The 14,041-nt window shown below is 66.6% G+C and carries 13 protein-coding genes; 9 read left to right on the top strand and 4 right to left on the bottom strand.

What is annotated here, in order from left to right; genetic code table 11:
- Positions 1–7: 7 nt before the first annotated feature.
- Entirely contained in the window at positions 8–400 is a 393-nt protein-coding gene (locus tag MG068_RS12410) for a hypothetical protein (protein WP_049422813.1), read from the bottom strand.
- Positions 401–638: 238 nt separating this feature from the next.
- Between MG068_RS12410 and lldP the strand changes: the two genes are divergently transcribed.
- The 5 genes from lldP to MG068_RS12385 all read left to right on the top strand — a co-directional run bounded on the left by lldP (position 639) and on the right by MG068_RS12385 (position 7,008).
- A complete protein-coding gene (lldP, locus tag MG068_RS12405) occupies positions 639–2,297 on the top strand; it encodes an L-lactate permease (RefSeq protein ID WP_132810342.1) in 1,659 nt (552 codons plus the stop codon).
- Between the two features lie 53 nt (positions 2,298–2,350).
- The gene (lldR, locus tag MG068_RS12400) at positions 2,351–3,115 is read left to right on the top strand and encodes a transcriptional regulator LldR (RefSeq protein WP_132810341.1); all 765 of its coding nucleotides are present in this window, start codon (positions 2,351–2,353) and stop codon (positions 3,113–3,115) included.
- A 4-nt stretch (positions 3,116–3,119) separates the two neighbouring features.
- Positions 3,120–4,259 carry an FMN-dependent L-lactate dehydrogenase LldD gene (lldD, locus tag MG068_RS12395; RefSeq protein ID WP_010485059.1) on the top strand — a complete coding sequence of 380 codons (1,140 nt, stop codon included), beginning with the start codon at positions 3,120–3,122 and terminating at the stop codon, positions 4,257–4,259.
- The gene (gene dld, locus MG068_RS12390; RefSeq protein ID WP_132810340.1) at positions 4,256–5,962 is read left to right on the top strand and encodes a D-lactate dehydrogenase; all 1,707 of its coding nucleotides are present in this window, start codon (positions 4,256–4,258) and stop codon (positions 5,960–5,962) included. Before lldD ends, dld begins: the two co-directional genes overlap by 4 nt.
- 161 nt (positions 5,963–6,123) lie before the next feature.
- Positions 6,124–7,008: a hypothetical protein gene (locus tag MG068_RS12385; protein WP_132810339.1), complete on the top strand. Its 885-nt coding sequence runs from the start codon at positions 6,124–6,126 to the stop codon at positions 7,006–7,008.
- Positions 7,009–7,103: 95 nt separating this feature from the next.
- Here MG068_RS12385 and MG068_RS12380 read toward each other — a convergent pair whose 3' ends face one another.
- Positions 7,104–7,400: an I78 family peptidase inhibitor gene (locus tag MG068_RS12380; RefSeq protein WP_006373100.1), complete on the bottom strand. Its 297-nt coding sequence runs from the start codon at positions 7,398–7,400 to the stop codon at positions 7,104–7,106.
- 171 nt (positions 7,401–7,571) lie between these two features.
- On the opposite strand from MG068_RS12380, the gene MG068_RS12375 reads away from it, so the two are divergent.
- Positions 7,572–8,228, top strand: a complete 657-nt coding sequence (locus MG068_RS12375) for a hypothetical protein (protein ID WP_049463092.1) — start codon at positions 7,572–7,574, stop codon at positions 8,226–8,228.
- Between the two features lie 67 nt (positions 8,229–8,295).
- Positions 8,296–9,072 carry a CDP-diacylglycerol diphosphatase gene (locus MG068_RS12370; RefSeq protein ID WP_107431455.1) on the top strand — a complete coding sequence of 259 codons (777 nt, stop codon included), beginning with the start codon at positions 8,296–8,298 and terminating at the stop codon, positions 9,070–9,072.
- On the opposite strand, the gene MG068_RS12365 is transcribed toward MG068_RS12370, so the two are convergent.
- Complete coding sequence (locus MG068_RS12365; RefSeq protein WP_132810338.1) at positions 9,069–9,668, bottom strand: GNAT family N-acetyltransferase; 600 nt, start codon at positions 9,666–9,668, stop codon at positions 9,069–9,071. The genes MG068_RS12370 and MG068_RS12365 overlap by 4 nt on opposite strands.
- A gap of 218 nt (positions 9,669–9,886) precedes the next feature.
- Between MG068_RS12365 and MG068_RS12360 the strand changes: the two genes are divergently transcribed.
- Together MG068_RS12360 and MG068_RS12355 are read left to right on the top strand one after the other, a co-directional pair.
- Positions 9,887–12,613: a TonB-dependent receptor plug domain-containing protein gene (locus tag MG068_RS12360; RefSeq protein WP_132810337.1), complete on the top strand. Its 2,727-nt coding sequence runs from the start codon at positions 9,887–9,889 to the stop codon at positions 12,611–12,613.
- A 79-nt stretch (positions 12,614–12,692) separates the two neighbouring features.
- Positions 12,693–13,349: a hypothetical protein gene (locus MG068_RS12355; RefSeq protein ID WP_132810336.1), complete on the top strand. Its 657-nt coding sequence runs from the start codon at positions 12,693–12,695 to the stop codon at positions 13,347–13,349.
- Positions 13,350–13,376: 27 nt separating this feature from the next.
- Here MG068_RS12355 and MG068_RS12350 read toward each other — a convergent pair whose 3' ends face one another.
- Entirely contained in the window at positions 13,377–14,018 is a 642-nt protein-coding gene (locus MG068_RS12350) for a hypothetical protein (protein ID WP_071229110.1), read from the bottom strand.
- Positions 14,019–14,041 lie beyond the last annotated feature (23 nt).

Below are 14,041 nucleotides of genomic sequence, written 5' to 3'. Positions count from 1 at the left end.
GAAGCAGTCAGGTCTGCTGCGAAGTGTTGCGCTGCAGGATGGCCAGTGCTCTGGCCAGCATCTGGTCAGGAACATCCGTCGTAGCGCCGTACAGATCTGCGATTCCCACTTCAACGCAGGAACAGATCAGGTCATTCAACTCCTCGTGCTTGTCTGTGGCGATCTGCCCCAACAGAGATGGCGGCAATGGATCGCCTCGACCCGCGATCTGAAGCTCTGAGCCTGCCTGATCCCAGTCTGGCAGGGCCATGGGTTCGCCCGAATCCGGATATGCGCGCAGGTGGGCGATGAGCGCATCCAAGCCTGCATGATTGAGAAGGTTCGCTTCAGCGTAGCCGGCCAGGCAGTCAGCTGCCTGTTGCTGCATGGACTGCAGGTCGCGGGTGGGGGCGAGTGTCATTCGTGTACCAGAGATGGGGCAGGATCCAGTGTGGTGGATGCGCGCCACTGTCTCAACCGTCTTAATGGTCGTACCAATAATTGATTCTAGCCCTATGGTCTAATAGGCTCTTCGCGCAATCAGCGGTTCAATCTGCGTCCAGTGGCTCCATAAATCCATTATTGGTACGACCAGTAATGCTGGAGCCCATGACCGCCTACCCCTGCGGTGTTGAACCCGTCCCCAGTCGAGAGTCTTCATGCAGCCCTGGCAACACCTGTACGACCCCGCCGGCAACCTGTGGTTGTCCAGCCTGATCGCGCTGCTGCCGATCGCGTTCTTCTTCGTCGCCCTGGCCGTGCTGCGCATGAAGGGCTGGCTGGCCGGCACGATCACCGTGGCCATCGCGCTCGGCGTCGCCCTGCTGTTCTACCGCATGCCGCTGAGCCAGGCGCTGGGCGCGGCCGGTTTCGGCTTCGTCTACGGCCTGTGGCCGATCGCCTGGATCATCATCGGCGCGGTATTCCTCTACAAAGTCTCGGTCAAGACCGGGCAGTTCGACATCATCCGCGCCTCGATCCTGTCGGTCACCGAGGACCAGCGCCTGCAGATGCTGATGGTCGGCTTCGCCTTCGGTGCCTTCCTGGAGGGTGCAGCCGGTTTTGGTGCACCGGTGGCGATCACCGCGGCACTGCTGGTCGGGCTGGGCTTCAAACCGCTGTATGCCGCCGGCCTGTGCCTGATCGTCAACACGGCGCCGGTGGCGTTCGGTGCAATGGGCATTCCGATCATCGTGGCCGGGCAGGTCACCGGCCTGGATGCATTCGAGATCGGCCAGATGGCTGGGCGCCAGCTGCCGTTCCTTACGATCATCGTGCTGTTCTGGATCATGGCGATCATGGATGGCTGGCGCGGCATCAAGGAAACCTGGCCGGCAGTGCTGGTGGCCGGTGGTTCGTTCGCCATCGCGCAGTATCTGACCTCCAACTTCATCGGCCCGGAGCTGCCGGACATCACCGCGTCGCTGGCCTCGCTTGTCTGCCTGACGCTGTTCCTGCGCCGCTGGAAGCCGGTGCGGATCTTCCGTTTCGATACCGAAACCAGCGCCGAGGCGGCCGCACAGGCGCTGGAGGCGCCGCGCTACAGCGTCGGCCAGATCGCCAAGGCATGGTCGCCGTTCCTGATCCTCACCGCGATGGTCACGCTGTGGAGCATCAAACCGTTCAAGTCGCTGTTCGCGGCGGACGGCCCGCTGGAAAGCTGGGTGCTGAAGATCCCGGTGCCGGGCCTGGACCAGATGGTGCAGAAGATGCCGCCGATCGTGGATGCACCGCTCAGCTACGAGGCGATCTACAAGTTCGACTGGTTCTCGGCCACCGGCACCTCGATCATCCTCGCCGCTGTGATCGCCATCATCGCGCTGCGCATGCCGGCCCGTTCGGCGCTGCAGACCTTCGGTGAGACCGTGCGTGAGCTGCGCATGCCGATCTACTCGATCGGCATGGTGCTGGCCTTCGCCTTCATCGCCAATTACTCGGGCCTTTCGGCGACGCTGGCGCTGGCACTGGCGCACACCGGTGATGCGTTCCCGTTCTTCTCGCCGTTCCTGGGCTGGTTGGGCGTGTTCCTGACCGGCTCGGATACTTCGTCCAATGCCTTGTTCTCGGCACTGCAGGCGACCACCGCGCAGCAGATCGGCGTGTCCGACGTGCTGCTGGTGGCGGCCAACACCACTGGTGGCGTGACCGGCAAGATGATCTCGCCGCAGTCGATCGCCATTGCCTGCGCGGCGGTCGGCCTGGCCGGCAAGGAATCGGACCTGTTCCGTTTCACGGTCAAGCACAGCCTGATCTTCACCACGATGGTCGGCCTGATCACCCTGGCCCAGGCTTACTGGCTGACCTGGATGATTCCCTGAGCCATGCACGGTCAGCCGACCACCCGCTGCGCGCTTCGGGCCACAATGACGCCATGAGCACGCAACGTATTTCGGACAAGGTGGCCGCGCAGCTGCGCGGCCTGGTGCAGGAACAGCGGCTGCAGCCGGGTGACCGGCTGCCGGCCGAACGCACCCTGGCGGTGCAGCTGGGGGTCTCGCGAACGGCGTTGCGCGAGGCCATCGCGCAGTTGGCCAGCCAGGGCCTGCTGACCGCACGGGTCGGTGGCGGCACCTACGTGGCCGAACCCGCGGCGCGCGCGCGGCAGGCGCTGGATGAACCGCTGGCGCCGTACCTGCCGCTGTTCCAGGGCGACCCGGAATACCGCTTCGACGTGCTGGAGATCCGCCACGCGCTGGAAGGTGCCACCGCCTGGCACGCCGCGCTGCGCGCCACCGGTGAGGATCGTACGCGCATCGCGCAGGCCTTCCAGACCATGATGGACGCGCACGGCAAGGACGATCCCACCGGTGAAGCCGAGGCCGACGCGGCCTTCCACCTGTCCATCGCCGAGGCCTCGCACAACCTGGTGCTGCTGCAGGTGATGCGCGGCCTGTTCGAGCTGCTGCAGACCAACATCTCGCAGAGCCGCGAGAAGCTCTATACCTCGGCGAGGACCTTCTCGCCGTTGTCCGACCAGCACCGCGAGATGATGGACGCGGTGCTGGCCGGCGACCCCGAACGCGCGCGCGCCGCCGCGCATGCCCATCTCGAGTTCGTGCACACCACGCTGCGCACCCTCGATGACAACGAAGCCCGGCGTGCGCGGGCTTCGCGTCTACCTTCCCCACACGGTTGACCCCATGATCATCTCCGCCTCCACCGATTACCGTGCCGCAGCGCAACGCCGGCTGCCGCCGTTCCTGTTCCACTACATCGATGGCGGCGCGTATGCCGAGCACACGCTGAAGCGCAACGTTTCCGACCTGTCCGACATCGCGCTGCGCCAGCGCATCCTGCGCAACATGTCCGACCTGAGCCTGGAAACCGAGCTGTTCGGCGAAAAACTGGCGATGCCGGTGGCGCTGGCCCCGGTCGGCCTGACCGGCATGTATGCCCGGCGCGGTGAGGTACAGGCGGCGCGCGCGGCCGACAGCCGAGGCATCCCGTTCACCCTGTCCACCGTATCGGTGTGCCCGATCGAGGAAGTGGCACCGGCCATCCAGCGGCCGATGTGGTTCCAGCTGTACGTGCTGCGCGATCGTGGCTTCATGCGCAATGCGCTGGAGCGCGCGCAGGCTGCGGGCGTGACCACCCTGGTGTTCACCGTGGACATGCCGGTGCCGGGTGCGCGCTACCGCGATGCCCACTCCGGCATGAGCGGTCCGAACGCCTCGCTGCGCCGCATCGGCCAGGCCATCACCCACCCGCACTGGGCGTGGGACGTGGGCCTGTTCGGCCGCCCGCATGATCTGGGCAACATCTCCACCTACCGCGGCAACCCGACCGGGCTGGAGGATTACATCGGCTGGCTCGGCAGCAACTTCGATCCTTCCATTTCGTGGAAGGACCTGGAGTGGATCCGCGAGTTCTGGAAGGGCCCAATGGTGATCAAGGGCATCCTCGACCCGGATGACGCACGTGATGCGGTCAAGTTCGGCGCCGATGGCATCGTGGTCTCCAATCACGGTGGCCGCCAGTTGGACGGCGTGCTGTCCACCGCACGCGCACTGCCGGCGATTGCCGATGCGGTACAGGGCGATCTGAAGATCCTCGCCGATTCCGGCATCCGCACTGGCCTGGACGTGGTGCGCATGCTGGCGTTGGGTGCCGATACCGTGCTGCTGGGCCGTGCCTTCGTCTATGCACTTGCAGCGCAGGGTGAGGCGGGCGTGGCCAACCTGCTGGACCTGATCGCGAAGGAAATGCGCGTGGCGATGACACTGACCGGTGCGCGCCGCATCGCCGACATCGGTCGCGATTCGCTGGTCAGCCTGCCATGAGTGGCCACGATGCCGTGCTGGCGCAGTTGCGCGATGCGGTCGGCAACCGCCATGTATTGACCGGCGACAAGGCCACCCGCCGTTTTCGCCGTGGCTACCGTTTCGGCGACGGCCCGGTGCTGGCGGTGGTGCGCCCGGGGACGCTGCTGGAGCTGTGGCGTGTGCTGCAGGCGGCGGTGCAGGGCGGAGCGGCGATCATCCTGCAGGCGGCCAACACCGGCCTGACCGGTGGCTCGACCCCGGATGGCAGCGACTATGGGCGTCCGATCGTGCTGGTCAGCACGCTGCGCCTGACCGGCATCCAGCTGTTGAACGAAGGCCGCCAGGTGCTGTGTCTGCCTGGCGCGACGCTGGACCGCCTGGAGCAGACGCTGGCACCGCTCGGCCGCGAACCGCATTCGGTGATCGGCTCGTCCTGCATCGGTGCCTCGGTGCTGGGCGGCATCTGCAACAACTCCGGCGGCGCGCTGGTGCGTCGCGGCCCGGCCTACACCGAGCTGGCACTGTATGCGCAGGTCGATGCGCAGGGCCAGCTGCAGCTGGTCAACCATCTGGGCATCGCGCTGGGCGATACGCCCGAGCAGATCCTGCAGCGCCTGCAGGCGGGCGACTACCGTGCTGCCGACGTGGGTGACGGTGATGGCCGTGCCGCCTCCGATCCGCGCTACGCCGAAGAAGTGCGCCGGGTCGATGCCGATACGCCGGCACGCTTCAATGCCGACCCCAGCCGCCACTTCGAGGCAGCGGGATCTGCCGGCAAGCTGGCAGTGTTCGCGGTGCGCCTGGACACCTTCGAGAAGGAGGCGGCCGAGGTCTTCTATATCGGCAGCAACCGCACCGGCAGCCTCACCGCGATCCGGCGCCAGCTGCTGACCGGCTTCGAACGCCTGCCGATTGCCGGCGAATACATCCACCGCGATGCCTATGACATCGGCGAGCGCTACGGCAAGGACAGTTTCCTGCTGATCGATCGCCTCGGCACCGCGCGTGTGCCGGCCGCGTTCGCATTGAAGAGCCGGGTTGACGGCTGGTTCGAGCGGCTGGGCCTGCGCGGGGTGACCGACCGGGCGCTGCAGGTGCTGACCGGCCTGCTGCCCTCGCACCTGCCCAAGCGGATGGGCGAGTTCCGCCAGCGCTACGAGCATCATCTGCTGCTGAAGGTCTCCGCGCAGGACGCAGGGGAAACCGAGGCCTGGCTGCGCGACTTCTTCGCCGACCATGAGGGTGGTTACTTCCACTGCACGGCCGACGAGGGGCGCAAGGCGTTCCTGCATCGCTTCGCCGTGGCCGGTGCCGCGGTGCGCTACCGCGAGGTGCATCGCGACCAGGTGCAGGACATCGTGGCGCTGGACATCGCCCTGCGCCGCGATGATGCCGACTGGTTCGAGCAGTTGCCGGTCGATATCGATGGCCGCCTGCTGCACAAGCTGTATTACGGGCACTTCCTGTGCCACGTGTTCCACCAGGACTACATCGCGCGCAAAGGCGAAGACCCGATGGCGATCGAGCATGCGATGTGGGCGTTGCTGGACCAGCGTGGCGCCGAGTATCCAGCCGAGCACAACGTCGGCCACCTGTACCCGGCCAAGCCGGCGCTGGCCGGGTTCTACAGGCAGCTGGACCCGAGCAATACCTTCAACCCGGGTATCGGCCAGACGTCGAAGGCGAAGGGGTGGGGTGGCTGCGACTGTAGTGGGCATTGACGGATACAACGTGGCTTTACTGTAGAGCCGAGCCTATGCTCGGCTGCAATTCCCGACAGGCACAGTCGAGCAAGCTCGACTCTACAAATGCAAAGTCGAGCAAGCTCGACTCTACCGGAGCAGCGGTTACCATCTGGATTCCACGAGCAGGAATCTCATCCATGCCCCCCGTCCTTGCCCGCACGACCGTGTGCGTTGCACTGCTGGCGACCCCGCTGCTGGTGCTCGCCCAAGGCTCGATCCTGCCGCAGCAGCGTGACGCTGCGGGCAACGTGATGGAGCCGCTGGGGCAGGTGCTGATCGCCAATGAGACGGGGCCGGCGGGGCTCTACGAGTGCACGCGGGACGGCAACTGGTGCGTGCGCGTGCAGCCGGTTGCCAAAGATGGTGACCGGCCGACCGTGCTGGAAGTACTTGAGAAGGAACCGGGCCAGGGCACGCCACACACCTACCACGTCAGCATCGACGTGCCGCAGGAAAGCGAGCTGTCGCTGTGGCCGTGGATCGTGCGGCTGGCACCTGGCGTGGGCAGCGATGAACCGGTGACCGACCCGCAGCAGCGCGCCCGCCAGAATGTGCTGGTGGGTGGCATCGTCACGTTCAGCGCCATGTACTCCGGTGGAGGTGCCGACGCGTCCACGCTGCAACTGGCACGCGTGCGCCACCTGCAGGACGACATCCAGGTGGACGACGACGTGTTGACCGTGCCATGGCTGGGCAATGCGATGATCCGCGCCTGTTTCAGCGAACAGGACATCAAGCAGCGCGCAGGTGCCTGCCATGACGAATACGGCTTCTCGGCGAAGCTGGCGCTGGATACGGTCGCCGAGGGCATGCCGGTGCTGCGCTACCAGACCGTGGCGACCCGGTTCCCGGCCGGTGTTTCGCGCTTCGAGGATTCGCTGGCCAAGGGGCCGTTGAAGAAGCAGGATCTGCGCACCGAGCAGGACCCGGCGTGCACCTACACGCGGCTGTTCCGCTTCAGCGATGGGGTATTCCACCCCGACCAGGCGCTGCCGGATTGCGCGGGGTATACCGAACCCTGAAATGTAGAGTCGAGCCATGCTCGACTGGTTTTCTGCGCGACCCATCCGAAAACCAGTCGAGCATGGCTCGACTCTACAAAAGCCTGCTGCCGCGCTTACTCGCAGCGGGTGGACGTGATGATGTTGTCCTTGTCCACGAACACGCGCAGGCGGTCCGGGCGGATGTCCTTGGTGGTGATGGTGCTGGGGCCGATCGGGTTGACCAGGCCGGCACCGCTCTCGCGGGACAGGCGACGGATGTTGGGCTCGTTGGCCGGCTGGCCGATCGCCCAGCCCAGCTGGCTGGCGTCGCAGCGGCCACTGCCTTTGACTTCCGGGCCAGGGGTGCTGACGCAGGCCGACAGCAGCAGGGCGGAGGCCGGCAGCAACAGGGACAGACGGAATGCAGACATGTGAGCGCTCCTGCGCAGGGGACGATGGCGGGAACGATAGCACCGAGCGTGCGAAAGGCGTCAGCGCCCCGGTCATTGCCGGCACAGCGTGGTCATTGCATAGTGGGAGGAATAGCTGGCAGTACGCCAGCGGGCAGGCCGGGCCTTTCCGGCGCAGGTGTTGGATACGGTATGACGGCAGGCAGTTTCCGCGGCAAGGACAAGACAATGACGGCCCTGATGTTGTCGTTGCTGGGCGTGGCGTTTGCCGCCTCCGCTGCCGATCCGGAACCCGAGCAGGTCCAATCCCCGGTATTCGGCGCCTGGCGCAACCTGCAGACCGAATCCGGCTACGCGCCGGCGCAGCGTAACCTGGCCTTCGCCATGCTGCCGCAGGCGGCTACCCGCGGCGACCGTTTCGCCATCCTTGACCGCGAGGGCAAGCGGGCGGTGTGCTGCCTGCAGGTGGCCAGCCCCTCGCTGGGCGTAGCTGCGCTGCGCGGGGAGTACCACCTGCCGCAGGCCTGGGTGACGGACCTGAGCAATGGCCGTAGCCCTGCACGACCCTATGTGCCGCACGTCTATGCGATGCAGCGGGTGGACGAGCTGGCCGACTACAGCTTCGCCGATGTACCTGGCGCCTACAGCGACCTGGGCGGTCTGCTGATTCCGGAAGGTGCCGCGCTGGAGGCCGACGGCAGTGCCGTGCGCCTGGGGGACAGCCGCTACCCGCTGCATTTCCAGCGCCAGCCGCACGCCGATGACGATGGCGCGCTGGACCGCTACAGCCTGCAGGCCGGCGAGGGTGCCGCCCCGATCGTGGTTGAAGTGCCGTTCGGCACCTACTGATTGCAGCGTTGCACTGGCTAGAATGCAGCGCGGCGCTGTCTGCCGTGCCTGCTCCGTGAGTCGTGCCGTGTCCTTGCGCCCCTTCCTGCTGTCGTCCCTGCTGCTGTTGTCTGCCTGTGCCAGCGCGCCTCCGCCGCCGGCCCATTCCGATGCATTGTGGCGATTGATTGAACGTGACTGCCAGGGCGCCGAAGGCCCGCGTGGCGATTGCCTGCGGGTGGAGACGGCAGCAGACCGCCGCGATGTGCTGGTCAAGGACGCGCACGGCGACTACCAGTTCCTGCTGATGCCGCTGGACAAGGTCAGCGGCATCGAGAGCCGCAGCCTGTACCAGCGTGGTGCACCGAACTACTTCGCTGCAGCCTGGCAGGCGCGCAGCCACACCGAACGGGCGCTGGGCCAACCGCTGCCGCGCAACGTCGCCAGCCTGGCGTTGAACTCGCCGCACGGCCGCTCGCAGCACCAGTTGCATATTCATGTGGATTGCCTGCGTGCCGACGTGCTGCAGGCGCTGGATACGCATGCTGCCGCCCTGGGCAGCCAGTGGGCACCGCTGCCGGTGCTGCTGCGCGGCCATCAGTACCAGGCACGCCTGCTGCCGGGCGCAGAACTGACCGCCAATCCGCTCAATCTGCTGGCCTATGACCTCGCAGGCGTGGACGACGTCGGCCAGTGGAGCCTGGTTGTGGCGGGCCGGGACGCCGTGCAGGGCGGCCCGGGCTTCATCCTGCTGGCCACCCGTGTGGACGCCGGCACCGGCAACGAGGCCAGCGCCGAAGAGCTGCAGGACCACGCCTGCTCGGTGCTGACCGGTGCCGGCAACGCGCTGGAGCGGGTGCGCTAGTCCAGCATCCTGTGCTTGCTCCGCCACATGGGTGCGGTCAGCGCCAGCAGCTGGCGATCCTGCCAGCCATCCAGATCCAGATGATGGTCGCGCAGCAGGCCTTCCTGCTCGAAGCCGAAGGCCCGCAGCGCGGTGGCGAACGGATCACTGCAGTCCGGTGGCAGCATCACGAACAGGCGATGCAGGCCGACGTCCTCGAACAGGAACGGGCACAGCGCCTGCAGCGCCGCGTCGGCATGCGGGTGCCAATGCTGCAGCGACAGCAGTTCGGCGCTGCGCGCGTGTAGTGATTGCAGCCGTACGTGCAGCTGGTCCAGTACGTTGCCGTGCTCGTCATCGAACACCCCCAGCAGCAGCTGGTCGTTGTCCTGTTCCAGGCGTGAGCGATGCATGTGGGCGAGGAAGCGCGCTTCCTCATCGATGACGGACGGATCGCGGCGGCCGCGCCGGCGGCGGTCATCGAACAGGCGCCAGCGTGGCAGATCGGTGCGTTGGAACGGGCGCAGGGTGACCGGTGCGGCCTGCAGCTGCAGCAGGTGACGGCGCAGCACTGGGCGCAATGGGGGAAGGAGGGAAGTGGGGTACGGGGTCATCATCCCCGGCACGATGGCCGTGCCTGCAGCCCTGCACCATTCAAAACATTGCAAAAGTGTGGTGGATGGCACTGCGGGTCTGATTCGGTTCAGGCATAAGGCCATCAGGCCTGGTCATTTCCGTTGAAACCCCCCATTCAGGACACTTTCGTTACGGGATCGTTATGCGCCGTACAGGCCGCTGCCCCCGTACCACAACCGCCCAACTCCCCAGGAAGCCCATGTCCGCCTCCCACAAGGCGCTGCGCCCGCGTCCGCTGGTGCTCGCACTGTCGTCCCTGATGCTGGTCTCGATGCCGGCCTTCGCGCAGGAAAGCGCACCCACCACATTGCAGGAAGTGAAGGTCACCGGCTCGCGCATTCCACGCGCCAGTGTCGAGGGCCCGTCGCCGGTGACGGTGATCAGCCGCGAGCAGATCGATGCGCAGGGCTACCGCAATGCCTTCGACGCACTGAGCGCGCTGACCGAGAACACCGGCAACGTACAGGGCGAGGACTTCGGCAACACCTTCACCCCGGCCGCCAACACCATCAACCTGCGCGGGCTGGGCCCGAACCGCACGCTGGTGCTGGTCAACGGCCGCCGCCAGGCCGACTACCCGCTGGCCTACGAAGGGTCGGTGAACGTGGTCAACCTGGCCAACATTCCCAGTGCGCTGATCGAGCGCATCGAGGTCCTGGCGGCAGGTGCGTCGGCGGTATACGGCTCCGATGCGATCGCCGGCGTGGTCAACATCATCCTCAAGGACCGCTTTGAGGGCGTGGATGTGAACGTGCGCGCCGGTGGCACCCAGCAGGGCGGCGGCGACAACCAGCGCGCGCAGGTGGTCGGTGGTAGTTCCGGCGAGCGTTGGGATGCGCTGTTCGGCTTCGAGTTCGATGTGCGCAAGGCGATCCACGCGCGCCAGCGCGATTTCATGGATTCGCTGGACGATGATCCGGCCGGCAAGGCACCGCAGGCGACCGCGATCGCCTATCGCCGCAATGCCGCCACCGGCCGCAACATCGATCCGGGCGTCACTGGCTGCGACGGGGCGTCTGACATCTATGGCGGCAGCGTGTTCCGCGCCTTCAACCCTCGCCAGGGCTGGTACTGCGGCAGCAACGAGGCCGCCGCCAGCTACTGGACCGTGCAGACCCAGAAGCGCAACCTCAATGGCTATGGCCTGCTGACCTTCCACGTCAACGAGACCACTGACCTGTTTGCCGATGTCGCCGTGGGCAGCGCGCGGATCTACAACAACACGCGTGCGCCGACCTGGACCTCGGCCCGCAACTACTTCTACAACCAGACCACCGGCAACCTGGAAAGCTGGTACCGCCGCTTCGCGCCGGAGGAAATCGGCGGCCTGCCGCGCAATGCCAACCGCTTCCTGGAAAACTCGTGGTCGTTCAACGTCGGCGCACGTGGCCAGATCGGTGACAGCGGCTGGGACTATGAGGCGGTCTACAGCCGCTCGCGATACGAGAACCGTACCCGCCGCCCGGTGCTGCTGGCCGGCATCAACGAATACCTGCTCGGCCCGAAGCTGGGTGTGCGCAACGGCGTTGAGGTCTATGCGCCGGATCCGGCGCGCCTGTTCCAGCCGTTGACCCCGAACGAATACGAGGGGCTGTCCGACTACCAGGAAAGCCGTAACGCGGCATGGCTGCAGACCTTCAGCGCCAGCGTCAACGGCCGCCTGTTCGCGCTGCCTGGGGGCGATGCGGCGTTGGCAGCGGTGGTCGAGGCCGGCAGCCAGGGCTATCGCAACCGACCGGACCCGCGCCTGGGCAGCGGCGAGTTCTGGAACACCAGCGCCGGCATCGGTGCCGGTGGCGAGCGTGACCGCTACGCTGCAGGTGTGGAGCTGCAATTGCCGCTGCTGCAGTCGCTGACCACCACCCTGGCCGGTCGCTATGACCAGTACCGTGCCGGTGGCGAGCACATCGGCAAGGCCACCTGGAGTTTCGGCGTCGAGTTCCGGCCGATCGAGAGCCTGCTGATCCGTGGTACGGCGGCGACCAGCTTCCGTGCGCCGGACATGAACTACGTGTTTGCCACCGAAACCCGCGGCTACAATCCGGGCATGACCGATTATTGGCGCTGCCGCACTGCGGGCCAGTCGTACGACAACTGCGACTACAACGGCCTGTCGATTGATTACAGCAACCGCGCCAATGCGCAGTTGCAGCCGGAATCGGCCAAGTCATATGGCTTCGGCGTGGTCTGGTCGCCGCTGTCCGGCCTGGATTTCAGCGCTGACTACTACGACATCCGCATCGACAACGAAGTGACCAGCCTCGATACCAGCCGCATCCTGCGTGATGAGGCCGATTGCCGCCTGGGCCGGACGCTGGGCGGCGAAGCGCGCGATATCGGTTCGCCGCTGTGCCAGGACGCGCTGTCGCGGGTGATCCGCAATCCGTCCAATGCCACGGTGCAGCCGGACCAAGTGACCCGCGTGCTGATCAATCCGATCAACGCGGCCTCCGAATCGGTTCGCGGCCTGGACCTGAAGGGCAACTGGCGTTTCGATGCCGGCCGCTATGGCCGCTTCACCACGCGCCTGGCCTACACCGTGGTGCTGGAGCACAAATACCGACAGTTCTCCGATGATCCGGAGCGTGACATCCGCAATTCGCTGGATGACTACCAGTGGCGCAGCAAAGCCAACGGCAGCATCACCTGGAACCAGGGTGACTGGACCACCACGCTGTACGGCAACCGCTTCGGCTCGCTGCCGAAGACCGATGGCAGTGGCCGCATCGCGCCGTACATGACCTACAACGCCAGCGTGTTCCGCCAGTTCGGCGAGAACCTGTCGGTGGGTGTGATCGTCAACAACCTGCGTGACAGCCGCCCGCCGGCGGACAAGAACGGAGGCGGCTGGCCGTTCTATCCGGTTGGCAACTACGACCCATATGGCCGCCAGTACTGGGTGCAACTGGACTACCGGTTCCGCTGATTCCGCAGGCGAACGAAAGGCCCAGCATTGCTGGGCTTTTCTTTGTGCAGTGCACCCGTGTTGCCGCTGCGCGCGTGGCATGCTGTGGCGCTACCCGGAGGAGGATGCGCACGGATTCAGGGTGTGGAGTGTGATTGCAGTGGTGGCCATTGCAGGTTGCAGTGGCAGGCAGGCGGCCAGCGTGGAGGATGCCGCGGAGGTGGCCAATGCCGCGCCTGCGCAGTCTCACGCGCAGCCAGCGGAGCACGCTGGGCCATCGCGCGCGGCAACGGCATCGAGTGCCACGACGGCGGCCGCTGGGCTCGCGCAACCGGAGGGGCACTTCCTCGAGGGCGAGCGGATGCTGCTGAGCGAGGGTGCGGTGTCCGTGCAGAAGAGCGAGGCGCTGCTGGGTTCCGACAAGGCTTTCGCGCAGGCGATCAGCCAGTTCGAGCGCGATGCGGCTGGCCACCCGGAAGTGCAGGACCTGACCCGGCTCTACAGGACGGCCGCGACCCGGCTCATCGGCAGCGACGGCACGCTGGTGTCTTTCGCCTGTGGCTACAGCCTGTGTGTTGGCGAGATCCGAAGCCGTACCGATGAGGATTTCAGTGCCTGGTCCGAGGCGATCGGCACGGACAAGGCGGCCCCGGTCTACAGTCTGACCACGGCGCCGATGACATGGGGCAGGGACCAGCGTGGTGGGCGCTTCGTGTTCCCGGTGGATCCTGCAGCCAACGCCATCACGGGCCCGTAGCCGGCGGATGCCCGGCGCCGCGGCGCGTTACGGAAGCGTCTGCTGCAGGTACGACTCGATGACGTAGCTGAAAGGCTGCTGCTGGCGGTCGCGCAGCAGGGCACGCACTTCCAGGATCACGCCGTGATCGCCTTCGCCCCGCGGCGGCCAGAACGTCTGGTCAGCCAGGGTCTGGCGCTGGAAGCCGAGCGGGCCGACCACGCGACCGAACGGTTCGTCGGTGCTGTCCAGCACCTGGTTCATGGCCGGGCTGAGGTGACCAGGCAGGTACCAGTTGTCGGCCTCGGACAGCACGCGGCTGCCGCAGACCAGCTGCACGCGGCGATAGCGCAGGTCGGTACCCGGCTTCACGCCCAGCGCCTGCAGCACGTCGGCGGGGGCAGGCTTGTCCTGGCCGTGTATGCGCACGGCGCGCACCCGCGCCTGTTCGGCCAGGCCGTGCTCGGCGCACCAGTGTTCCAGCGTGGCGGTGGCGCTCTGCCCGGACAGCACGCGCTGGTGCAGGCGCTCGACCAGCGCAGCCGGGGCGATCCGCTGCTGGCCCGGCGGCGACTGCAGCGGCGCAGCGGCCGCAGCATCAGTGGCGGACAGGCTGGCGATCGGAGCGGCGGCAAGCAGGGACGCGGCCTGCCAGCGGCGGAGACGATCGTGGCGGTCGGACGGGCCCATGCGGCATCACAGCGGAAACAGGC

It is taken from the genome of Stenotrophomonas sp. ASS1 (assembly GCF_004346925.1).
Taxonomy (GTDB): Bacteria; Pseudomonadota; Gammaproteobacteria; order Xanthomonadales; family Xanthomonadaceae; genus Stenotrophomonas; species Stenotrophomonas maltophilia_A.
Note: the sequence above shows the minus strand (reverse complement) of the source record. Positions and strands in the feature narration are given on the sequence as shown.